Annotated in this window: 22 protein-coding genes; 11 read left to right on the forward strand and 11 right to left on the reverse strand. The window is 46.5% G+C overall.

What is annotated here, in order from left to right; translation table 11 throughout:
* Window positions 1–152 precede the first annotated feature (152 nt).
* On the forward strand, window positions 153–1,808 hold the full coding sequence (locus tag MJB10_RS04075) for a CehA/McbA family metallohydrolase (protein WP_314801975.1): 1,656 nt from the start codon (window positions 153–155) through the stop codon (window positions 1,806–1,808).
* A gap of 124 nt (window positions 1,809–1,932) precedes the next feature.
* Here the strand turns inward: MJB10_RS04075 and MJB10_RS04080 are convergent, their stop codons facing one another.
* The 3 genes from MJB10_RS04080 to MJB10_RS04090 form a co-directional block, all read right to left on the reverse strand.
* Entirely contained in the window at window positions 1,933–2,337 is a 405-nt protein-coding gene (locus tag MJB10_RS04080) for a VOC family protein (RefSeq protein ID WP_314801977.1), read from the reverse strand.
* A gap of 28 nt (window positions 2,338–2,365) precedes the next feature.
* Entirely contained in the window at window positions 2,366–2,857 is a 492-nt protein-coding gene (locus tag MJB10_RS04085; RefSeq protein ID WP_314801978.1) for a hypothetical protein, read from the reverse strand.
* Between the two features lie 188 nt (window positions 2,858–3,045).
* A complete protein-coding gene (locus tag MJB10_RS04090; RefSeq protein WP_314801980.1) occupies window positions 3,046–3,972 on the reverse strand; it encodes an AraC family transcriptional regulator in 927 nt (308 codons plus the stop codon).
* 186 nt (window positions 3,973–4,158) lie between these two features.
* On the opposite strand from MJB10_RS04090, the gene MJB10_RS04095 reads away from it, so the two are divergent.
* A complete protein-coding gene (locus tag MJB10_RS04095; RefSeq protein WP_314801982.1) occupies window positions 4,159–4,956 on the forward strand; it encodes a phytanoyl-CoA dioxygenase family protein in 798 nt (265 codons plus the stop codon).
* A 274-nt stretch (window positions 4,957–5,230) separates the two neighbouring features.
* Window positions 5,231–5,446: a hypothetical protein gene (locus MJB10_RS04100; protein ID WP_314801984.1), complete on the forward strand. Its 216-nt coding sequence runs from the start codon at window positions 5,231–5,233 to the stop codon at window positions 5,444–5,446.
* Window positions 5,447–5,597: 151 nt separating this feature from the next.
* Here the strand turns inward: MJB10_RS04100 and MJB10_RS04105 are convergent, their stop codons facing one another.
* Together MJB10_RS04105 and MJB10_RS04110 are read right to left on the reverse strand one after the other, a co-directional pair.
* A complete protein-coding gene (locus MJB10_RS04105) occupies window positions 5,598–5,933 on the reverse strand; it encodes a hypothetical protein (RefSeq protein ID WP_314801986.1) in 336 nt (111 codons plus the stop codon).
* 97 nt (window positions 5,934–6,030) lie between these two features.
* Window positions 6,031–6,441 carry a CBS domain-containing protein gene (locus tag MJB10_RS04110; protein ID WP_314805467.1) on the reverse strand — a complete coding sequence of 137 codons (411 nt, stop codon included), beginning with the start codon at window positions 6,439–6,441 and terminating at the stop codon, window positions 6,031–6,033.
* Window positions 6,442–6,538: 97 nt separating this feature from the next.
* Here MJB10_RS04110 and MJB10_RS04115 point away from each other — a divergent pair, with 97 nt between their 5' ends.
* Complete coding sequence (locus tag MJB10_RS04115) at window positions 6,539–7,792, forward strand: MFS transporter (protein WP_314801988.1); 1,254 nt, start codon at window positions 6,539–6,541, stop codon at window positions 7,790–7,792.
* Window positions 7,793–8,129: 337 nt separating this feature from the next.
* Here the strand turns inward: MJB10_RS04115 and MJB10_RS04120 are convergent, their stop codons facing one another.
* From MJB10_RS04120 to MJB10_RS04145, 6 genes are all read right to left on the reverse strand, one after another.
* Window positions 8,130–8,897, reverse strand: coding sequence for an ABC transporter permease (locus MJB10_RS04120; protein ID WP_314801990.1), 768 nt, complete (start codon window positions 8,895–8,897; stop codon window positions 8,130–8,132).
* Window positions 8,898–9,659, reverse strand: coding sequence for an ABC transporter ATP-binding protein (locus MJB10_RS04125; protein ID WP_314801991.1), 762 nt, complete (start codon window positions 9,657–9,659; stop codon window positions 8,898–8,900).
* Window positions 9,660–9,715: 56 nt separating this feature from the next.
* Window positions 9,716–10,582, reverse strand: coding sequence for a pentapeptide repeat-containing protein (locus tag MJB10_RS04130; RefSeq protein WP_314801993.1), 867 nt, complete (start codon window positions 10,580–10,582; stop codon window positions 9,716–9,718).
* A gap of 14 nt (window positions 10,583–10,596) precedes the next feature.
* A complete protein-coding gene (locus MJB10_RS04135) occupies window positions 10,597–10,926 on the reverse strand; it encodes a PadR family transcriptional regulator (RefSeq protein ID WP_314801995.1) in 330 nt (109 codons plus the stop codon).
* Between the two features lie 140 nt (window positions 10,927–11,066).
* Entirely contained in the window at window positions 11,067–11,735 is a 669-nt protein-coding gene (locus MJB10_RS04140; protein ID WP_314801996.1) for a hypothetical protein, read from the reverse strand.
* A 136-nt stretch (window positions 11,736–11,871) separates the two neighbouring features.
* Window positions 11,872–12,303 carry a MarR family winged helix-turn-helix transcriptional regulator gene (locus tag MJB10_RS04145; RefSeq protein WP_314801998.1) on the reverse strand — a complete coding sequence of 144 codons (432 nt, stop codon included), beginning with the start codon at window positions 12,301–12,303 and terminating at the stop codon, window positions 11,872–11,874.
* A gap of 193 nt (window positions 12,304–12,496) precedes the next feature.
* Between MJB10_RS04145 and MJB10_RS04150 the strand changes: the two genes are divergently transcribed.
* The 7 genes from MJB10_RS04150 (at window position 12,497) to MJB10_RS04180 (ending at window position 21,904) form a co-directional block, all read left to right on the forward strand.
* Window positions 12,497–12,952: a CBS domain-containing protein gene (locus MJB10_RS04150; protein ID WP_314802000.1), complete on the forward strand. Its 456-nt coding sequence runs from the start codon at window positions 12,497–12,499 to the stop codon at window positions 12,950–12,952.
* Between the two features lie 174 nt (window positions 12,953–13,126).
* On the forward strand, window positions 13,127–14,962 hold the full coding sequence (locus MJB10_RS04155) for an LTA synthase family protein (RefSeq protein ID WP_314802002.1): 1,836 nt from the start codon (window positions 13,127–13,129) through the stop codon (window positions 14,960–14,962).
* Between the two features lie 151 nt (window positions 14,963–15,113).
* On the forward strand, window positions 15,114–16,871 hold the full coding sequence (locus MJB10_RS04160; RefSeq protein WP_314802004.1) for a sensor histidine kinase: 1,758 nt from the start codon (window positions 15,114–15,116) through the stop codon (window positions 16,869–16,871).
* Entirely contained in the window at window positions 16,868–18,466 is a 1,599-nt protein-coding gene (locus tag MJB10_RS04165; protein ID WP_314802006.1) for a response regulator, read from the forward strand. Before MJB10_RS04160 ends, MJB10_RS04165 begins: the two co-directional genes overlap by 4 nt.
* 105 nt (window positions 18,467–18,571) lie before the next feature.
* Window positions 18,572–19,993, forward strand: a complete 1,422-nt coding sequence (locus tag MJB10_RS04170) for an ABC transporter substrate-binding protein (protein ID WP_314802008.1) — start codon at window positions 18,572–18,574, stop codon at window positions 19,991–19,993.
* A gap of 96 nt (window positions 19,994–20,089) precedes the next feature.
* A complete protein-coding gene (locus tag MJB10_RS04175) occupies window positions 20,090–20,992 on the forward strand; it encodes a carbohydrate ABC transporter permease (protein WP_314802010.1) in 903 nt (300 codons plus the stop codon).
* Window positions 20,993–21,004: 12 nt separating this feature from the next.
* The gene (locus MJB10_RS04180) at window positions 21,005–21,904 is read left to right on the forward strand and encodes a carbohydrate ABC transporter permease (protein WP_314802012.1); all 900 of its coding nucleotides are present in this window, start codon (window positions 21,005–21,007) and stop codon (window positions 21,902–21,904) included.
* Window positions 21,905–21,923 lie beyond the last annotated feature (19 nt).

A 21,923-nucleotide genomic window follows, 5' to 3' on the forward strand; every position in this document is an offset into this window, starting at 1 on the left:
GCGAATTGCATGCGATACGGCTGGCCAGACTCGGTCGTTACAATGAAGATCAAATAAATTCATATAAAAAACTAAATTATTTATAGAGGGATCTCCTACAAAATTGTCTATAATTTTAGACATACGTCTTTCTTTCAGGAGGAGACCATCCTATGGTCATGAAAAAATATTTGCAAGCGGCCAGCAGCATTTTATCCAACGAAAATGGCATGCCACCGTATTCACCGCCAGCTCTGTTAGAAGCTCTGCAGTTTTTGGAAGATGAACTAACCAACAGAGGATTTGTTTTTCGAGCAGAGACTACTTCTACATCTCAAGGGACACTTAAGTTAACCGTAACGGATACAAAGGGTAACGGAATGATCGCGCAAGTCAAGCTGTTTCCAATGCTCGCGGGTGAAACAATGGAAACCATCTCGCAGCCAAACAATAGAATCGATTTCATCCGTGAATATTCGTTGCCGGGCGGGACCGTTACTTTGCCCATTCCAAGCGCTCGATATGTGCTCGAAGTTTCCAAAGGCCCATCTTACAAGATTGTGAAGAAAGAAATTACAATTAACGCTGATGAGGAGCTCACTTGCCAAATTTGCCTTCCACAAATGGCGGATTGGCGCGGAGCAGGCTGGTACGCTGGGGATTTGCATCATCATAGCGTCTACTCAAGTCCTCTTCACGGTGGCACGGATGACGTCATTGAATCGCCGCAACAAGTCGCATTTTCTATGGAAGCCGCAGGGCTTGCTTATGGTGCGTTAAGCGATCATCACAATATTAAAAACCATCAACAGTGGCTCGCTACAGCTACAGACACATTTTTACCCATTGTATCGAAAGAGATATCCACGACCAATGGACATGTCCTGTCATTAGGTGTTCATACAGACGTTATTTACAAAATACCGAAACAAGAAGAGCGCACAGAACAATATTTACGGCAAGAACACATTCGTACTTCGGATGAGATCAGAGCTTCCGGAGGTCTTCCGCAGATTAACCATCCGTGTGACAGAAATCCTGCGATTTCACTAGATCCGAAGTTTACAGATATGATCGAAATTTTTGATACGATTGAAATATGGAATGGCTCCAACCCGATGATCCCAGGTACGCCTAATTATGACGCTTTTAATCTCTGGCTGTCGTTACTTGAAGAAGGGCGTTTTGTTGCAGCGACTAGTGGCAGTGATACGCACAATATTTGGGTTGATGACTTTCACGGACTACTCGAAAAATTTTCTTGGATCGTCACGTATGGCAGTCCATTCATTGACTCACTTCCAGTTGAGAGACAGGATGTCCTGCGCTATCTCATGCAAGTGCTTCAAGAAACAACGCCAATCATGGAGGAGTGGGCAGAAAATCGCTTAGGTAGCGGTTGCGTGCAAACGTATATCCAAGTAGAGCAGGCATTGACGGTAGAATCGATTTTGGATTCGCTGCGCAAAGGGCATAGCTTTTTGACGAGCGGACCGTTGCTTAAGGTGTCTTTGGAGGGAAAAGGCCCTGGGGAAACGCTTGTGGCCGAAAAAACGACGGTTAGCGCCAATGTTACGCTAATATCCAACGTTCCACTGGAAAGACTTTGCTTATACACGAATGGCCGGCAAAAAACGTACATCCCGCTTACGAATCGACTTGTTGACTCAGAAAGTGAAGCGCAAGGCGCCGAATCTGTCTATGATTATAGTTTGCAACTGCGGGACATTGCTGTGAATCAAGTGAAATGGATTGTGGTAACCGTTGAAAAAGGCAGAGAAATCAGAGCGATTAGCAACCCTATCTTTATTGAATCAGCAAACAGCTGAAGGAGGCAGCGCCTGGATACCCACTCCGGTTAGGTGCGACGATTAAACGAATGCTATGAATCAATTTGACAAAGACAAACAAAAGAAGCGGGATCCTCGATCCCAGCTTCTTTTATTTTCGCTGCTAGTATTTGTTCAGATAATTAATTTGCCATGAGACTCCGAAGCGGTCATTCAGCCAACCGAACTTTTTACTGAAACCATAATTACCCAATGGCATAAGAGCTTGTCCACCGTCTATAAGCTTCCCATAAAGCTCATCAATTTCTTCCTCAGTATTGCAAACAACATAAATCGAGTGCGAAGGTGTAAAGGAAAAGGCATGTTTAACAGGACTGTCAATACACATAAACTCCTGCCCTTTTAATGTGAAAATAGCCTGCATGACGGTTCCTTCTTTTCCAGCTTCATTAGCACCATACCGAACAATGCTTGTAATTTCAGAATCCTCAATGAGTGAGGTATAAAAGTTCATCGCTTCTTCTGCCTTGCCCTCTTGGAACATTATGAAAGGGATTACCTTCTCCATGACTAGCTTCCTCCTTTAATACTGACTTTCACGTTTTTAAAATGTCTTCTACTTTTGCTTTCATCGATCGCACTGTTGTTTTCCTATATTGAATACCAAGCCGAATGACCTTCAATTGCTGTCTTCGGGATAGCATGCGAAAGCGTGGCTCTTGCTTTAAAAATTGACGAATAATTGTCCAACTGTTGATTTCAAACCGGTTTGGTTTAAGGTAAGGAACTTCATAAGGCAGTTGTCGTTTTCGAAATCGATTAACCAGATTTCCAAAGTTTGCCGTAATCTTGCTTTCATCAACGAGACAAACAACCCGATTTTTATTGGTATGCTTTTTGAGGAAAGCGAAATGATGATGTCCGTCTTGTACGATATAGCCACCATCTTTCTTGCTCTTTTGCACAATGAGTAATTGCATAAGGTCCTGTGCGACTTTCTTTAACTCTTTTTTACGAGGTGAGGACTTCGTGTTGGAGCTTTCCTGCCTAATCTTACTTAGAGGTATATATTGCACTGTGTATCTCAACGCTACCCCTCCTCAACACCGCTGCTTAATGAAAATGTATTCCAAGTTATTACAGTGTATGAATGGTAGCGTATTGGAGGTGCAATAATTCCTTATTTATTACCGAGTTGTTCCCCCAAACCGATTAGTCCTTATGTGTACAAATGTATTACCAGATCATCTTCATATGTATTCTATCAAGAATTACCTTACTCCTTCACATAATGCCGAGTATTCAACGAATCCGCATACTTCTTCGGCGACATTCCTTCCGTTTTCTTGAACAGCTTGCTGAAGTAGAAGAGATCGCCGATCCCGACTTGATCGGCGATCTCTTCGATCGTGAACTTGTTCAGTCGAAGCAAACGTTTCGCTTCCTCCATCCGAAGACGCAAGAGGTACTGCGATACGGATTGGCCTGTCGCCTGTTTGAATAAGGTGCCGAAATATTTAGGCGTCAACTTGGCCCTCGCGGCTAACACAGGCAAGTCGACTTTTTTCTTATACTGCTGTTGCAGGAATTGAATGGCATCCAACATCAGATCGGCATGGGTATGTTCAATCCATATGCCTTCTTTCGTTGTCAGCTCCTGATGGACGAGCCCCAGTAATCGCAGGATGGAAGATTTCAACCAGATTTGCGCGTCGGCCCTTGATTCATGAAAATGAAAGGTTAATTCTCTGAAAACTTCATGAAACGGATGAATACGGCTAGGCGTCATGTGCTCCGGAATATCCAAATCGACGAGTTCTACATTCGGCCTTGCTTGCAAGGATTTTGCGTCGGGGACCCCCTCGGTTTGCTTCTGACCTAGATAGACGGAATACGGTGAGAAGTCTGCTGCTTCGCCTAGGAACACATAGTCAAAGTGGACAGCAAAGCAATGCATCGGCTCTTTGTCGGATACGATCATTTCGTTTAGTTTGTGCGGACGAATATACAATAAGGCGCCAGGTGCCATCGTGTATTCGTTGCTTTCGATTCGAAGACAGCCTGAACCGCTAACGACATAGATAAATTCGTAGTCATAAATATACCGTTCTGGAACCATCGCTCCCTGAGGAATCACGATTTCGTGGACGTATCTCACGTAAGGAGATAACGTGTTATAGTCGATCCGAGATGCGGTTGCCATTCCTATCACTCCTAAGTATCGTTCGCTTATATACGAATCATACCAACTTTTTAAAGAGATGCATCCTATTTTTAAAAATATATTTACATTCGACTTTTTTACAAAAAGTCTCGAACTCTCTTCATTCTTTCCTGCTTTGTCCCCTTGTAGAATGGGATCATACCATCACCAAGGAGGAAACAAACAATGAATATTAACACACTAATCACGGACGAGCACATCTCATTTTATCGCGAAAATGGCTTCGTCAAAGTCGAGAATATGCTGACTGGGGAGGAGCTGGAACAGCTCCGCGACTATCTGGAGGAAGCCATGCATACGGAGAGTAGCCGCTCCGTACAAACCGATAAGCAAGGCGGATTATATTATCGGGTATTAAATCAGAAAGTAAATACCTGGAGAGATCATGCTGGCATGGGCAAATTCAGCTTTCATGAAAGATTCGCCCAATCTGCGTTGGCTTTGACAGGATCGGAAGAAATTCGCTTTTTCCATGACCATGGACTTTGGAAAATGCCTAACGATTCCAAGCCGACCCCATGGCACCAGGATACGCCCTACTGGCCGATTAATGAAGCCGAGAAGGGGATGATGTCCATCTGGATCGCCCTGGACGATGTGAACGAGCAAAACGGATGCATGGCGTTTGTACCCAAGTCGCATAAAGTTGGCAAATTAACGAGCATCGACTTAGCGAATCCGCAAAATATTTTCGATTATGTGGAAGGCGGACAATTGAACGATCAGAAGCCTGTTGTTGTCCCGCTTAAGGCGGGCAGCTGCACATTCCACAATGGCTTAACATTTCACTACGCCCATGCGAACGTGACCGACCGTCCGAGAAGAGCTTTGGCCATCATCTACATGCCAGATGGGATTACCTATAGCGGCAAGGCCCACGTCATAACGGACGAGTTGGGTCTGGAGAAAGACCAAGCGCTGAAAGGACCTTTGTTTCCGTTATTGGCGAAGCGTAATACTTAGCTCAACCCCAATTTGAATGGTATAGGATAAAAAACCCTCCGATTCACACTTGATGTGAGGTAGGAGGGTGATTTCAAAGCTTTATTTTTCTAAATCCGACTAAATCTATCAAACAAATTTGGAATATCGGCATTCAATAAAATTTATAGTATAACACACGATTAAAACTAAAAGCTATACTAATTTCATAAAAAGTGCTTGATAAAATCTTCCAAGTGGGTTAATCTTCTAATTGTTGGAAAACAAATTTAAAAGAAAGCAAGGAGTGGAACGAATGGAAATGATGAGCATGAAAATGATGATGGCGATGTGTATGGAAGAAATGATGTGTAAAATGAACAACATGAAAATGATGATGGATTGCATGCAAGGTATGGAGAAAATGGAAATGATGGATATGGATATGATGATGTCCAAAATGCAATCATGCGATGAAATGATGACGATGATGATGAGTATGATGCGTGAAATGAAACAAACCGCTGTGTAATTGTTGATTCCCGTACCTATCAATCTGCAAATTGATACGTACAGATTGGTGACATTCTGCAGAGCAGGCTTCTGCATGCAAGGCAGTAACAAATAGACATGAACTGATGTCCGGTAGAGCGGAAGACCGCATACGGGATTTTTTTGTTTTTTTATTGATGATAAGCCGAGTTCAACTGTCTGCCAATTTCGACACGTTGTAGTTTTAATCCCCAGACTTCCCCGACCAATTGAGAAGCGATATATTTGTTATCCGTTTCCCGCAGTTGCTTATAGAGCTCCAGCATCTTCGTGTTAACGGCATCGAATTGTTGCCATAGTTGATCTATTTTAATTTCCAACTCGTTTTGTTGATTATATTGTGTAGAGCTAGTCAGTGTCTGTATGATTTCGTTCTGCCATTCAACGTCTCCGATTTGCTTCGCGTAATTCAACAAATCCAGATAATCATCTTTCCAGCGGTTCTCCAGTTTCTCGGTATTAATCATGGCATTTACCTCGTTCCAATGGTTATACCTAGTATTATACTCGGAATTTAGGTAATTGCAACTATAATATCATCCCGCGGCAAATGGAGTTTGCTATCTAATCCGTAATATTCCTCGTGTAATAAGCAATAATGTCCTTGCGTCGAATGATGCCCAGGAATTGGCGGTCCCTTTCGTTGTCCACAACAGGAACGAAGTTCTGATCGGCGGCAAGCGCCAGCATATCCTCCATGTGTGCGTTGATCGCGACACACTCGTTATAGATACGAGTTCGGATGTCTGTGACGGCAATCTCGTTCATGTTAACGAAAGTCAGGTCGGGCGTATACTTCAGCTTCCATAACAAATCTCCTTCTGATAAGGTGCCGACATACTTGCCTTTCTCGTCGATCATTGGAATCGCTGTATAGTGACAGGCTTCCAACCGCTCAATCGCTTCTTGCATCGAAGCGGAGGTCGTCAGGTAGGATACTTTCTCCTTAGGTAATAAAAATGATTTAATTTCCACGTTGTTTCGCTCCTTTTCATCCGCACCTCCCCATATTGAACCATTCACCTGTGCCATGTAAGATAGAAGCATACTGCAGCAAGAGGAAGGTACAGCTATGTGGACATATACGGCAAATTTATTTCGTGATTTATCCCCAAGTGTGAGGCGGTTCATCGCAACCGAAAGCTTATTTGGCATTGGGGCGGGCATTTTCAACCTCATCCTGAATTTACATCTCTTAGAGCTCGGCTTCTCCAAAGGTGATATTGGCCAGATTACATCGCTTGGCGCACTGACCATTGGGCTGCTCAGTTTGCCGGCTGGGTTCGTGATGAAGCGCATTGGGCGCAAAACGATGCTGATCGCAGGCATGCTCCTCGCGTTCTTGTCACTCACACTATTCGGCTTCGCAACGAGCTTTGGGGCGGTTACAGTGGCCCAACTGATCTGGTCGCTTGGCGTTACAGCGATTGTGAATTCTGAAATTCAATTGATTTTCCAATATTGTTCCACCAAAAAAGAAGAGACGAGCGCATACTCGCTGCTGTTCGCGATATTTACCTTATGCACCGGTATCGGAACATGGGTGGGAGGCTATCTGCCGGTTTGGCTGCCTGGGCATACGACGTTGTATCAGTATGCTTTCTTTGTGGCAGGCGCATGCTTAGGGCTCTCGGGCGTGTTACGGGGAGTGCTGCTCCCGGCAACATCGGCAAGAACCACGGTTGTGGAACTAGACGAGGAGAATGTAAAGAAGCAGGTGAAAGTCGAGGATCGCCCAAAGAAAGGGCAATCCATCTATTTCCTGCTCCTGCTGTCGCTGCTCATTTTCAACTCTGGCTTCACGTTTGGGTTGTTAAGTCCATTCCTGAACGTCATTCTGAAGTTCCGCTTTGGCATGGATGATGGGAGCATCTCTGGTTTGCTCGCGTTATCGGGCATTTTCTTCTTTGTCGGCTCGATCGTCATGCCTTATGTGGTCGAGCGATGGGGCAGTCGGAACACATTTCTGTTCCTGTTTCTGTACAACATGGTCGTCGTTGCGCTTATGGCGCTCGCCATGCCGTCGTCTATGTTTGCCATCCTGCTGCTGATTCGGGGCACTGGCTTCACTATGTTGAACAACTTAATGGACAGCGAATGTATGTCGGCGGTTGCAGAAGAAGACCGCAATTTGTTCGCGGGGATGCGGACGGTGTCGCGCAGTATGGGGAACACGATCGCTTCGTTCTGGGCTGGTTATATTTTGGCGGGAAATCATTATTCCTTGCCCTTCCTTCTTACGGCGGCAGCACTTCTGGCGGGGTTCATGGTGTATGCGTGGTTCGTGCAAGGCAAGCTGGACCGGCGGTTGTTGGAGCAGATCTGACAGAGGTTAGATTGATTGATTTTGATTGATGTTATGTGGAGACGTTGAAAATAGAAATTCATTGAGGCAAGCCTGGCGTATGTCCAAGCAATTGCTATGTGGCGAGCATATGTGTATATCGTAATGAAAATTCACTGAGGGGAATGAGTAAATATGAGCGGAGTAGGTCATAGCGCAGGGGCTGTTTTGGTTCTTTTTGTTCTTTTGGTAATCATTCTATCTGCAGCTTGTGTGTGGTAAAAACTGTGCCGTATCACTTAACCAAATAGAAATCCCAAAAGGGCAGCCCTTACTACATCACAGTAGGCCTGCCCTTTTCTCATAAAAGTTCATCACTTCACACCCGTTTACTATACACCCTCATCGCAAAGAAATAGGCTACGAACATAATCCCGACGCACCACGCAAGCGCGACCCATATATCATTGCCCACCGACTGATGGGCCAGCAGTGCACGGATGGCATCCACGATCGAGGTCACTGGCTGATTTTCGGCAAAGATTCGAACGATCCAAGGCATCGACGCGGTCGGCACAAAGGCCGAACTGATAAACGGAAGGAAGATGAGCGGATAGGAAAATGCGCTTGCACCTTCTATCGTTTTGGCGGATAGTCCGGCAATTGCCGCGATCCAAGTTAAGGCCAGTGTGAACAACGCGAGTATGCCTGCTACGGCCAGCCATGGCAGTATGCCTGCGGACGAACGAAAACCCATAATTAGTGCTACGAGAATGATGACGATTACCGATAAAGCATTGGACACCAAGGAGGTCAGCACATGCCCCCAAAGCAAGGCGGAACGTGAAATCGGCATGGAGTGGAACCGCTCGAATATGCCCCGTTGCTTATCCATAAACATGCGGTAAGCCGTATAGGCGATTCCGCTTGCGATCGCCATAAGCAGTATGCCTGGCAGCAAGTAATTTACATAGTTATCCGTTCCAGCTTGAATGGCACCGCCTAGCACATAGACGAACAGGAGCATCATGGCAATTGGCGTGATGCAGACGGTGATGATAGTGTCCATACTGCGGAATATATGGCGCATGGAGCGTCCCAGCATAACGCTGATATCGGTGAAGAAATGATTCTTTGCTGTCTCCATTTATATGGCCTCCTTTTTGCCGATGATGGCGAGGAAGATCTCCTCTAATGTCGGCTGCTTTTCAACATATTCCACCTTTGCGGAGGGGAATAATTGTTTAAGATCAGCGAGCGTGCCGTTGGCAATAATTCGACCCTCGTGCAGGATGGCAATTCGGTCAGCAAGCTGCTCAGCCTCTTCTAAATATTGCGTGGTAAGGAGTACCGTCGTGCCGCCCTTGGCAAGCTCCTTAACAATTTTCCAAACCTCGATGCGCGCCTCGGGGTCAAGTCCAGTCGTCGGCTCGTCGAGGAAAATGATCTGCGGATTACCCACAAGGCTCAAGGCGATGTCGAGTCTGCGGCGCATCCCCCCTGAATACGTAGCCACCTTGCGGTCGGCAGCGTCTGTTAAGCCGAAGCGGTGAAGCAAGTCGTCAGCAACTTGCCGCGGATTGTTGAGATAGCGCAGCTTGGCAATCATGATGAGATTTTCCCGACCCGTTAAAATCTCATCCACCGCGGCGAATTGCCCAGTAAGACTGATCGCTTGGCGCACATTTTCAGGTTTGGAAGCAACATCGAATCCGTTTACGGTTGCGGTACCGCCGTCTTGTTTGAGCAGCGTAGTGAGGATTTTGACAACCGTTGTCTTACCAGCCCCATTAGAGCCGAGGAGGGCGAAAATGCTGCCTTTTTCCACTTCGAAATCCACGCCTTTAAGGACTTGAAGCTGCTTGTAGGATTTTTGCAGGCCAACCACTTTAATTGACGCGTTTTGCATAAACATCCCCTCCTAAAAGTTTTTCGCCAGAAAAAACTGGCATCGAAAGCATGGGCTTATCGTACAGTAACCTTAGACAAATCGGCCCCCATACCTTTAAGTGATGCATAGGTCAACTTATCCATGACTGCGCCATCAAAATTAATGGTTTTGAAGGCACGGTAATACTTATTGGTCAATGAGAAGAATGCCTGGAAAGACACATTTTTGAGTATAGCGCCTTTAAAAGAAACTTCACTTACTGCCGATTTGTCAAACTTAACGCCGATAAAGGTTTGCCCGTCAAAACGAACGCCACTCAGGTCGGAATATTCGAAGTCCACGCCGTCAAAGATACAACCTTCAAAGCTTGTTTTTCTAAGGTCGATTTTGCTAAGTGTGACGTCGGTCAGTTTGGCACCTATGAATTTGGCACCTTCCATCCCGGAAACAGAGAAGTTGGTGCGTACAAGGATCGACTCATTAAAGCTTACATTCGTAAGGTCACTTGCTGTTAGGGTACAGTCCGTCAGATTCGCGCCGTCAAAGTTGGCATCACGTAAATCGCTGGTCTTAAAGGAACTTCCAGTCAAGTCAGCCCCCGCAAAGTCGGCACCGCGTAACGCGCTAGCGTTAAATTGACCTTTATGTGCCTTAACGCCTGCAAAGTCACCCATTGCCAAGTTACTTGCGCTAAAGTTTGTTACCACTTGCCGTTCCAGCGAGCGGGAGAGGTTAGCGACTTCCAGTATCGTTTGCTCGATGTCGCCAATGCTCTCAATGGTCATTTTGAAGGCTGTTTCATCGTCTTTGCCCTCGGCTTTGAGTTCACGATATCGTTCCTGCAAATCGGAATGCAGGTCCGTCTTTAATTCGGTAACGCTTTTTACCCCATCGTATGGCGTGAAAACGCCGTTCACATAGTTCGTTAATTTCTGATTCATCTCATCATCTCTCCTTATAATAAGTTTTCTAGCACGCGCTTCGAATACTCCCAGTTGTTTTTGTTGCGATCATAAGTAACCTTGCCTTTTTCGGTAATCCTAAAATACTTACGGCGTCCGCCTTGTGATTCATCACCCCAGTACCACTCGATATCGCCGTCGGTTTCAAGCCGTCTGACGCTGGAGTACATCGTCGCTTCCTTTAATTCATATTCACCGCTTGAGCGTTCGGAGATCAGTTTGACAATTTCGTAGCCATAGCGGTCTGCTTCGGATAAGAGTCGTAAAATCATCGTATCGGTATGTCCTCGAAGCAAGTCGGATGTAAGTTTGTTCTCGCTCATGTAATCACCTCACACTTATACAATACGACATAGTACTGTTACTGTCAAGGTACTATTTCAAATAAAATACCTTTTCGAAAAAAGGACCCTCATCTCTCAACACTTAGAGATGAAGGTCCTCAATTTAATTATTCGAAGAATTAGTTACTGGAATACCCGTAGTGCGCGATGACCGGTTGAGAGGATGCCATTGATCCTTGTTGTGGATATCCGCTGTATTGGGAATTCTGAGCCTGATAGCCGCCGTAATGAGAAATGACTGGCTGTGAGGCGTTTGAAGAGTAGTTAGGCTGCATGCTGTGCTGGGAATTCTGAGCCTGATAGCCGCCGTAATGAGAAATGACTGGCTGTGAGGCGTTTGAAGAGTAGTTAGGCTGCATGCTGTATTGGGAATTCTGAGCCTGATAGCCGCCGTAATGAGAAATGACTGGCTGTGAGGCGTTTGAAGAGTAGTTAGGCTGCATGCTGTGTTGTAAATTCTGAGCCTGATAGCCGCCGTAGTGAGAAATAACTGGCTGTGAGGCGTTCTGAGAGTTACCATTCATTTGGGATGTATAGTTAGGGTGAATACTATAAGGGGCATTCTGAGCCTGGTAACCACCGTAATGAGAAATGACTGGCTGAGACACGTATTGAGAGGAAGAATTTAATTGAGATGAATGGCTAGGTTGCAAGCTATACGGGGAATTGTGAGCCTGATAGCCACCGTAATGAGAAATGACCGGCTGTGAGGTATTAAGATTAGTGTACCCATTTGAATAGGACGATTGCGGCGCTTGGTTTAGACTTTGCTGTCCATATTGGTTCATTTGTACTGTTCCTCCTAATAATAGTCTTGTTGGCAAAGGGATCTCCCTTGAAGCCTACATTATTATTAGGAATCTGTTTGTTTTTATCCTGTGAATAATTGGTTATGTACTGTCAATGTCGAGTTTGCCGATTTGTTCATCGCTCCACAAATGCTGTACGATTAAATTTCGTCAGAAGCTCCCCGAAACGCTGTTGCTCATCCGTCGACCACTCTTGTAGAAGATCAGCTACAAATTCGGAACGGACTTTCATCGTGTGAGCTAATTCCCGGGAGCCATCCTCGGTAATTTGCAGCGTATAGGCACGGCCGTCTTGGGGATCGGGGATGCGGTACACGTATCCTTTTTGTTCCAAGGCGGCAGCTTGCCGGCTCAGCGTGGAGATATCCAGATGAAATTCTTCGGCTAACGCTTTGACGCCAGCGGAACCGTGTTTCGAGATTTGATGAAGCAGCAGGTAAGCGGAGCGATCCAGCATACCGACTTTCAGATGTGTAGTTGCCGCAAGGAAACGGCGCATGAGTATAGCTAATTCGAGCTCGATCGTCTCGGCAGGATGTTTGGACATAGGGTAACCTCATTTTATAGGCAATTGGCATACTTTACTGCTTGTATCGTAACATACCCCTCATGGTTTGAATATCATTTGAACAGAGGTGGTTATGGATTGACTCTACCCTAATTGGTTGTATAATACAAGTATATAACTAGTCCTAGTTCTTAAGTGGATATCAGGCAATCATAGACGGGAGGGACACGTTATGAAGGCACAAGACATGATGGTACGCCAAGTGTTTAAAGTGAAGGAAGACGATACGGTTCGCGTGGTTATTGAGAAATTTCTCACACATCGCATCAGTGGTTTACCTGTTGTGAATGATCGGAATGAAGTCGTTGCTTACATTAGCGATGGAGATATTATGCGTTACATTGGCAAACATGACGACTATCTATTCGGGACTTATCTTTACACCGCCATTATCAAAGGGGATAACGAAGAGTTTCATGAGCGTGTTTGCAATCTGCTTCCGATGAATGTGATGAAAATCGCGCAGAAGAAGGTTATCGCCGTAGACATTGATGAGGATATCGAGCAAATTGCTGCTATTTTGGGTAAAAAGCGCATCAAAAAACTCCCCGTGCTGAAACGAGGCGTCCTTGCCGGCATTATTAGCAGAGGAGATGTCATTCGGCATGCCTTCCAGTCTCTTTTGTGAAAAAAGGGATGCTCCGCACTTATAATAGGCCTCTATTCCAGGCTCACTCTTCGCAAGAGTGGTCTGGGTAGGGGCTTTCTCTTTTTTAACTAAAATCAACCATGTACCAGGTAAATGTGGAGTGATATACTATTTTCACAGTTTAACTATTAGATAGTGAAAGGAGCGTGCGGCATGTTGGAACGGCTCAATCATAGATTCTTAATTTTTCCCTTGATCATTGTCATTAAAATCTATGTGGCGTGGATGATTTTATTCGAAACGGGACCATCGGCTCGTATTTTGATGACCGAAATTCCAGCCATTTTAATTACCTGCTGCGTCATCGAATATGTGGTCAAAAAGCACAAACTCGCTTGGTACCTCGCCGTTGATTTTGTGATTACGATATTGTTTTTTGCACTCGTTCTCTATTACAAGCATTTTGGCGTCATTGCGACGTATCACGTATTAGGTCAGGCGAAGCAAGTGGGCGCGGTCAAAAAGAGTATTTTCTCGGTCATCGAGCCTCAGTATTTGCTCTTCTTTTTGGACATTGTGGTGATGGGCTTCTTGTCTTTCTTCAGACCGAAGTCCCGATCGTGGAGGCCAATTAGCTTGAAACTGGTAACCAGTGTGGCTTGCTTCTCCATCTTACTTTGCGCGATTAGCGTCATCCCCAACCGCAGTTCGTTTAATGAAAATGTAAAAGCGAGTAAAATGGGCATTCTAAATTACGAAATGTATAACCTGCTCTCTCATAAAAAAGAAGAGATGATCAGCGCGGATCTCATTACGCAACCTGTTATTGAAGAACTAAAAAACAAAACCGCCGTCGACCAGCCGAACCTGCAAGGCGCGGCCAAGGGCAAAAATCTGATCATCATCCAGATGGAGTCCATGCAAAATTTTCTGATCGGCCTCAACATTGATGGACAAGAAATTACGCCGAACTTGAATAAATTAGCGCAATCCAGCTATTATTTCCCTAAATTTTATCAGCAAATTGGTCAAGGCAACACGTCGGACGCGGAGTTCATCATCAACACGTCCTACTATGTACCGCCCGAGGGCGCCGCGACGCAGGTGTATGGCAAGAAGGACCTGCCGAGCCTTCCGAAGCTGCTCAAAGATCAAGGATACACGACGATGAATTTCCATACGAATGAAGTCAGCTTCTGGAATCGGGATGACTTATACAAGGCAATCGGCTACGATCGGTATTACGATAAATCCTATTTCCAAGATGAGGATGCCTTCTTCTACGGTTCGTCGGATGAAGTGCTGTACCGCAAGACAGCGGAAGAATTGGCGGCATTTCAATCGCAAGATCAGCCTTTTTACGCACATGTGATTTCCATGAGTTCGCACAATCCGTTTACGATTCCGGAAGAGAAATACAAGATGGTACTCCCTGAGCGATATGAGGGTACCTTCGTAGGCGACTATATGCGTGCTGAAAATTATGCGGATTATGCACTTGGCTTGTTCATCGAAGATCTAAAGCAGCGGGGGATTTGGGATAACAGTGTTGTCGTTCTCTACGGCGATCACCGCGGACTGCCTTTATTTTCGTTAAAAGATGAAGATAAAGCGCTGATGATCGAGGTTCTGGGGCATGAATATGCCGAGAAAGAGCTGATTAACATCCCGCTCATTATCGCTGCCGAAGGCGTGACAACACCGATGGTGCTGACGCAGCTTGGCGGTCAAGTCGATGTGCTGCCAACCGTTGCGAACCTCTTAGGGGTGCCGCTGAACGACTATGTGCATTTTGGGCAAGATTTACTGAACCAAACGACGTACAATCTGCTGCCACAACGTTACTACCTGCCAACAGGGTCATTCGTCAACAGCGAAGAACTGTTCATGTCCGGGAAGGGTTTTGAAGATGGGAACTATTACACGCTTGCTGGAAATGCCAATGAGCATCAGTCGGCGACAGAAGACGAATTTAATCGAGCCCTGAAGCTTTTGCAATTATCCGATAGCTATGTTTCCCAACTGCCAGATCGTGTGGAACCTTATTGATAATGAAAGAAGAGGCTCTCCCTTCGTCATTCAGAAATGACAATGGGAGGGCTTTTTTTTAGGTTTCGAAGCGTCTTAGGGGCGCTCTTTCATATTCCTGATGCCGATTGAGAGCGTTTGCGCTACAATGAGCATCAGGAGGTGGCAAATATTGAGAACATTCCTGTACAAGCTCACGCTTAAGAAACGGATGTGGGTCTCCTTTGTTCTGCTGATTGCTTTTTCAATTGGCACCATGGGCGGACTTTCTTACTATATAAGTGCCAGAGTCATTGAGAAGAACACCTTCCAGCTTAGCCAGGACAATCTGAATACGTCCGCTCGCGTGCTGGATGAGAAGGTGAAGCAAATTTTGGTTTCGGTCTTGAATATTATGATTTCGCAGCCGTTTATTCAGATGGCGAAGGATGCTTATGTAGGGAAAGCAGACAGCTACTACGCCCATATGACAGCAATGAATACATCTTTCACGCAAGCGAAATTGGCTGAGCCGGCCATCGAATCTATTTTTATCGCGACACCGATTGGAGAATTTTATTCGGCAAGTTATTACCGCAACCAAGCGTTCTCGTTCTACGACTCCGACATGTTTACCAAGGTGAAAGACAGTAAAGAGCCGCTTTGGGTGAAAGGCCATGAGGATTTGATTTTTCAGGGCAAAGATCGTGTCATCTCGCTCGTCATGCAATCGATCAACGAGGCGCCGAATATGTATTTTGTTGTCAATCTGAATGAGAAATCGATTCAAGGGATGTTATCCGACCGTCTGAAAGAGCCAGCAGACCAGCATATATATCTCATCAACGATGCTGCTGAAAGCGTTTTAATGAATCAGCCACGCTTACCGGACAGCTACGATAAAAACTTTTTGGATGCGCACATTGGCTCCAGCAAACAGGGGCATTTCGAGGTGAAGTTGAAGGGTCACAACGACCTGGTGAACTACGCCAGAGCCCAATTTAACCCGGATTGGCTGCTGCTCAGTGTACAATCTCGTTCTGAACTCCTGAAGGAGCTGAACTGGATTCAGTGGGCAACGATATTGACGATGCTCGTCTGTATTATCATGGCGGTATTCGTATCGAACCTGCTGTCCGCCATCTTGCTGAAGCCGCTCTATTACCTGCAAACGCTGATGAGCAAGGTTGGCCGCAATGATTTATCGGTGCGCTACTCGAGCCCTTTCCAAGACGAAGTCAGCCAGGTAGGTCACAAGTTTAACAGTATGCTTATGGAAATTACCGAGCTGATCGACGAGGTGAAGAAGGCTGAGCAGGACAAGCGCAAATCGGAGGCTAAGGCGCTGCAAGCGCAGATCTCTCCTCATTTTTTGTATAACACGCTGAATACAATTATTTGGAAAATGGAAATGGGTGAGCTCGACAGCTCCAAGGTCATGGTCATCGCACTCTCCCAGCTGTTCCAACTGGGGCTGAACAATGGGGAGGAAATGACGAGCGTCGAGAAGGAGATTTCCCACGTCCGCCAATATTTGACCATTCAACAGCTCTGTTACGAGGAGCTTTTCGAATTCGAAATCATCGTTCAAGACGAAGTTCTTCTGCAATGCCCAATTCTGAAGGTCGTGCTTCAGCCAGTTGTTGAGAACAGCTTGTTACACGGCTTCGAGCATATGGAGTCTGGGGGGGTAATCCGTATTGAACTCTCGCTGCGAGCAGGCAAGCTTCACATTTTGATAGAGGATAACGGTTCAGGGTTTGATGCTGACAAGGTGTATACATCGCTAAGAATACCAACATCCGGCCGCAAAGGTTACGCGTTGCGCAACGTCTACAACCGATTGCAGCTGTATTACGGAGGCGAAGCCGAGATGGTACTGTCTAGCACTCCGTTCGAATCAACGCAAGTCGTCATCACCATTCCGATTAAGGAGGCGTTGGAAGAATGAAAGACAGACCGATTACACTGTGTGTTATCGATGATATTAAAAGTGTTGTCCGCGGCATAGCGGATCTTCTTAACGAAGAAACACACGGGGTACAGGTGGTGGGAACGGCGGGGAACGGCGAAGATGGGCTGCATATGGTGACAGAGCTTCGGCCTGATATTGTGCTCACGGATATTCGAATGCCACGCATGGACGGATTAGAAATGACGCAGCGGATTATGGCGATCCTGCCGACCTGTAAGGTGATTCTGCTGAGCGGATATACGGATTTCGAATACGCCCAACAGGCGATCAGGCTCGGGGCATTCGACTTTCTGGCGAAGCCGTTCCTGAAATCCGCGATTGAAACCGTCGTCGACAAGGCAAGGGAGCAGGTAGTGCTAGATCGCACACAGTTCGCCAAGCAAACGGAGATGGAACGTCAAATCAAGGAAAGTATGCCGCTGCTCCGCCAGGAGTATTTGCATTTATTACTGCGTTATATGGCGAATGAAGCGATGCTTCGGGAGCGTTGGGATTATTTAAAAATGGATTTGAATCACAAACATCTGACGCTTATGTGCGTCGAGATGGACGGCTTCGCCAAAGGGTTGGAGGATACCTCCATCCATGACGTAGAACTTGCTCGTTTTGCTGTGAAAAACATTCTAGAAGAAACTCTTGCCTCCGTTACCAAAGCGGTTGTGTTCCGAGAACATCTATACGGATTCGTATGTCTGCTCAATACACCAGCCGAACCTGCCGTTCTAGCCGAAGCTTGCCGGGAGCATGTAATGAACTATTCGAGATACACCGTATCGATCGGCGTCAGTAAGAATGCAAGTTCCATTCAGGGCTTGCCTGCTGCCTATCAACAAGCTTCTGAGGCGCTGTCGCACAATTTTTATACAGGAGGCAATAGTGTTTTCCTATACGAAGACATTGCTCATCGAACGCTGCCCGTTCTCCGGCATAGCGCCGAGCAGGAAAAAGAGCTGTTTAACTTGCTGCGTATGGGCAATCAGGAGAAGGCTTTGCCACTGTTGAACGCAATGATTCACTGCTATGCGGGCGTAACGCCGAATCATTTTGTTCAGGTATGCTACGATATCGGCTTGCTGATGTGCCGCACTTTTTCCGAAAAGCTATCCGACGCAGCCACCGTTGACAGCTTGACGAACCTCCTTGAACGACTGAAACGCGGTGAACAATTGAACCAGCCTCAGCTGATCGAGGTGCTGAAACAAGTTGTTGTGGAGGGATGCCGATGGCTGCAGGCACAGAAGGAAGAAGAGGCGTCTTCGGTCATCACGCGAGCAATACAATACATGAAGGACAATCTCGATAAAAACGTGACCGTGAACGAACTCGCGAAGCACGTGTATTTGAGCGCCAGCTATTTTGCCAATTTATTTAAAAAGGTGACGGGCACAACCCTTATTCACTATATGACAGGACTGCGTATCGAGCGTGCCAAAGAGATGTTGCTGAACGACAGCCAAGTGCAAGAAGTCGCGCTCAGCCTCGGCTATGAGGATCGCTCCTACTTTACGGACGTGTTCAAGAAGTATACGGGCATGACACCGACCGATTTCAAACAAGCCTATAAACCGTAAAATATTCCCCGTCGAAAGTTGTTTTGCCCTCCTCTCAGCCTGCCTGAATTCGCTTACACTTGGGTTGTAAACACTTGGATATACACAAAGGGAGGCTTACCATTCATGCAAAAGAAACCGTTTCAGCTTGTACTTTCCGCTGCGCTTCTGGTTACTTTATCCGCTTGCGGAAGCGGAACGACTAAACCATCGTCGAGCAGTACGGCAACAACTGCGCCGGCAACATCTCCGCAGGCAAGCACGGCAACAGCAGCAGCAACAGGTCCCAAAACTAAACTGACCTATTGGACGAACGATCGCGGGGCTTCTGACCATATCAAAGCGGAAGTCGCGAAGTACAATGCGGAGAACAAAGATAACATTGAAGTTGAAGTCACAATTATGGCTGACAATTATGAGCAATCGCTCGATGTCGCGTTCGCTTCCAATCAAGCGCCGGATATCATCAAGATGTCAGGCTCTAACTTTGCTCCTTTTGTGAAAAAAGGGTACCTCGAACCGCTGGACTCCTTCATGACGCCTGATTTTAAAAAGCGCTTTACGAATTTGATTATCGATGATGGAAACAAAGTTGACGGCAAAGTGTACTCGCTTCCGAATTACGGCATCACATGGCGCTTAATTTACAACGTTGATTTATTCCAAAAAGCCGGCATTGCCGCCCCGCCAAAGACGTTGAATGAAATGGTTGAAGTTGCGAAGAAGCTGACGGTTGCAGGCAAAGATATCGGTGCTTACGGCTTCGCTGGCAACTTTAAAAATAATGGCGGTTTCTCCAGAACGGCGGATCCAATTGTTGCGCTTAGCACAGGCAACTTGTCAGGCTTCAATTTTAAAACAGGCAAATTCGACTTCTCCAGCCATATCCCGATGCTTGAAGCGCTGCGTAAGATGAAGACCGATGGCAGCATGATTCCGGGCTTTGAGCTGCTCGATATCGACCCACTGCGCGCTCAATTCGCTGAAGGTAAAATCGGTATGTACATCAACCACGCAAGCGAACCTGGTGTGTATAAGAATCAGTTCCCAGCCAAAATTAAATGGAGTGCAGCGCCGGTTCCAACGATTGACGGCACCATCAATGGGGCAGCCCAATTCTCCAATGCGACGGTCTGGCTCGGGATTAGCGCTAAATCGGCGAACAAAGCCAAAGCCTGGAAGTTCCTTGAGAATATGTACTCGCCGGATGTGCTCAAAACGTACCAAGAAGACAGTGTAGGCATATCGGCCGTGCCTGATGTCATAGCCGTGGCTAAGAAGCCGAGCTTCCCGAATATGGACCTCTTCATTCCGAATAAATATGATGCCTTGTATCCAGTCGTTCCTGCCGTTACACCAGAAGGGAAAAACGTGGGAGATGAAGCGCTGAGATACATTCTGGAAGGTGGGGACGTGAACAAAATAACGGCCGACCTTGCTGCACGTTACAATGCTGCACTTGATAAAGCAAGGCAGGCAGGTTCGACTACCAATAAGCCGATGCCGGATTTTGATGCGAAAAATTTGCAAGGCACGATGGCGAAATAACGATACTGCCGTAGATAAGAAGCTATTCGGGTCTGATGGTTGGGCGCGAATAGCTTCGTTTTGTAGAGAGATTGATGTGCGGAAAGGAGCTTTGATATGAAAAACCGGAAGCATGCGCTAGCCCCCTATATCCTTACATTTCCGAGTTTGTTCCTGACTTTGGCGCTCAGCATCTATCCGATCGGGTGGGCCATGCGATACATGTTCTACAGCTATCCAGGTTATGGCAAGATGACATTCATCGGTTTTGATAATTTTAGACGACTGGCGTCGGATGAGATGTATTGGCATTCGGTGCTGAATACCCTAGTTTATGCGGCGGGCAAAATTGTGCTGACACTGCCAATCGCTCTTATTTTGGCCGTTATTCTCAATCAGCGTCTGCGGGGCAGGCATCTCCTGCGCGCGATTTATTTCCTGCCGACCGTCATAAGTACAGCTGTTATGTCGGTCGTATTTTATGTCATTTTCAACTCCTATAACGGGATTCTGAACCAATATTTGGTGAAATACGGTATCGTGCACGCGAATGTGGATTGGCTGGGCACGAAGTTCGCCATGCTCACGATGATTATCATTGCCGTTTGGGGCGCAATTGGCAACTACATGCTCTTGTTCCTCGCCGGCCTGCAAAATATTCCGAAGGATGTCTATGAAAGCGCAGCAATCGACGGTGCTAATGGGTGGAAAAAATTTTTCTATGTGACAGTGCCGATGTTGGGGCCAGTCTTGCAAATGATCGTATTGCTTGCGATTACAGCTGCTTTAAAAGGTTATGAAAGTATTATGGTGCTAACGGAAGGCGGTCCGATCGGCAAAACAGAGGTGATGTACCTCTATGTGTATAAGCTCTTTTTCCCGATTTCGTCTGCGGGCGGCGCTGTGCAACAGCAAATTGGGTATGGCAGCGCAGTCGGATTTGTGTCAGCCCTGATCGTCGGTATCGTCACACTGGGCTATTTTTATTTGTCGAGACGACTTAATAACTTACAAGATTAGGAGGGTTCTCGGATGGAATCGGTACCTGCACCAACTACGAACCGGAATACAGCCGCTCAGCCGGGTAACGTGTCTCTTCTGGTCGCAAAGTTAGCAGGGGGCATTGTGCTTTGGGCATTTTTACTGCTAATCTTCCTCTTTACGCTATTTCCCGTCGTCATGGCCATGTTTGGTTCATTTAAAACGAATGCAGAGGTAACGACAGGAGCAACCTTTTGGCCATCGGTATGGCAATTTCACAATTATGCCAAAGCGTGGAAAGGCGCCAATTTTGGGCAATTTACATTCAATAGTTTGTTTGTTGCCGTTGTTACAACGCTGGGATCGCTGCTTGTGGCGTCATTAGCCGCTTATGCGGTGGATCGGAAGGAATTTGTCGGTAAAAAGCTGTTCGTCGCGATCTTGGCTTCGACGATGTTTATCTCCATTGGAGCCGTTGTGCTGCGCCCGCAATTTGAATTAATGGTCCATCTCCATCTGCAGAAATCGCTGTGGGGCGTCATTATTATTCTCATCAGCGGGCATGCGGCGACGTTCTTCACACTGCTTGGGTTCTTTAAGGGCATTCCACGCGATCTCGACGAAGCAGCCATGATTGATGGCTGCACAGTTTACGGCATCTACTGGCGGATCGTGCTTCCGCTGCTAGCGCCAGGTCTTGGTGTTGCAGGCTTGTTTGTCTTCCGTAATGCGTGGAACGAATACATTTTGCCGCTCGTGTTCACCATGACGAAGCCGTCGCTGCAGACGCTGACGGTTGGTTTGGCGAGCTTGCGTTACGGCACGTCGGCTGCAGCGGAAACGCATATTATGCTGGCAGGCGCTTGTATGTCGATCATCCCGATTCTCGTCGTGTACGTACTGGCGAACAAATCGTTCATCAGCGTAACGTCCGGCTCGGTGAAAGGATGAGGAGAGGGAGCGACAATGT

This window comes from Paenibacillus sp. MBLB1832 (genome assembly GCF_032271945.1).
Taxonomy (GTDB): Bacteria; Bacillota; Bacilli; order Paenibacillales; family NBRC-103111; genus Paenibacillus_E; species Paenibacillus_E roseopurpureus.

Coding starts and splice junctions, on each gene's coding strand:
- MJB10_RS04120 (WP_314801990.1), bottom strand. CDS start 8,897: ATGGAGACAGCAAAGAATCATTTCTTCACCGATATCAGCGTTATGCTG.
- MJB10_RS04165 (WP_314802006.1), top strand. CDS start 16,868: ATGAAAGACAGACCGATTACACTGTGTGTTATCGATGATATTAAAAGT.
- MJB10_RS04075 (WP_314801975.1), top strand. CDS start 153: ATGGTCATGAAAAAATATTTGCAAGCGGCCAGCAGCATTTTATCCAAC.
- MJB10_RS04155 (WP_314802002.1), top strand. CDS start 13,127: ATGTTGGAACGGCTCAATCATAGATTCTTAATTTTTCCCTTGATCATT.
- MJB10_RS04100 (WP_314801984.1), top strand. CDS start 5,231: ATGGAAATGATGAGCATGAAAATGATGATGGCGATGTGTATGGAAGAA.
- MJB10_RS04080 (WP_314801977.1), bottom strand. CDS start 2,337: ATGGAGAAGGTAATCCCTTTCATAATGTTCCAAGAGGGCAAGGCAGAA.
- MJB10_RS04095 (WP_314801982.1), top strand. CDS start 4,159: ATGAATATTAACACACTAATCACGGACGAGCACATCTCATTTTATCGC.
- MJB10_RS04130 (WP_314801993.1), bottom strand. CDS start 10,582: ATGAATCAGAAATTAACGAACTATGTGAACGGCGTTTTCACGCCATAC.
- MJB10_RS04090 (WP_314801980.1), bottom strand. CDS start 3,972: ATGGCAACCGCATCTCGGATCGACTATAACACGTTATCTCCTTACGTG.
- MJB10_RS04145 (WP_314801998.1), bottom strand. CDS start 12,303: ATGTCCAAACATCCTGCCGAGACGATCGAGCTCGAATTAGCTATACTC.
- MJB10_RS04180 (WP_314802012.1), top strand. CDS start 21,005: ATGGAATCGGTACCTGCACCAACTACGAACCGGAATACAGCCGCTCAG.
- MJB10_RS04150 (WP_314802000.1), top strand. CDS start 12,497: ATGAAGGCACAAGACATGATGGTACGCCAAGTGTTTAAAGTGAAGGAA.
- MJB10_RS04175 (WP_314802010.1), top strand. CDS start 20,090: ATGAAAAACCGGAAGCATGCGCTAGCCCCCTATATCCTTACATTTCCG.
- MJB10_RS04140 (WP_314801996.1), bottom strand. CDS start 11,735: ATGAACCAATATGGACAGCAAAGTCTAAACCAAGCGCCGCAATCGTCC.
- MJB10_RS04105 (WP_314801986.1), bottom strand. CDS start 5,933: ATGATTAATACCGAGAAACTGGAGAACCGCTGGAAAGATGATTATCTG.
- MJB10_RS04135 (WP_314801995.1), bottom strand. CDS start 10,926: ATGAGCGAGAACAAACTTACATCCGACTTGCTTCGAGGACATACCGAT.
- MJB10_RS04115 (WP_314801988.1), top strand. CDS start 6,539: ATGTGGACATATACGGCAAATTTATTTCGTGATTTATCCCCAAGTGTG.
- MJB10_RS04170 (WP_314802008.1), top strand. CDS start 18,572: ATGCAAAAGAAACCGTTTCAGCTTGTACTTTCCGCTGCGCTTCTGGTT.
- MJB10_RS04125 (WP_314801991.1), bottom strand. CDS start 9,659: ATGCAAAACGCGTCAATTAAAGTGGTTGGCCTGCAAAAATCCTACAAG.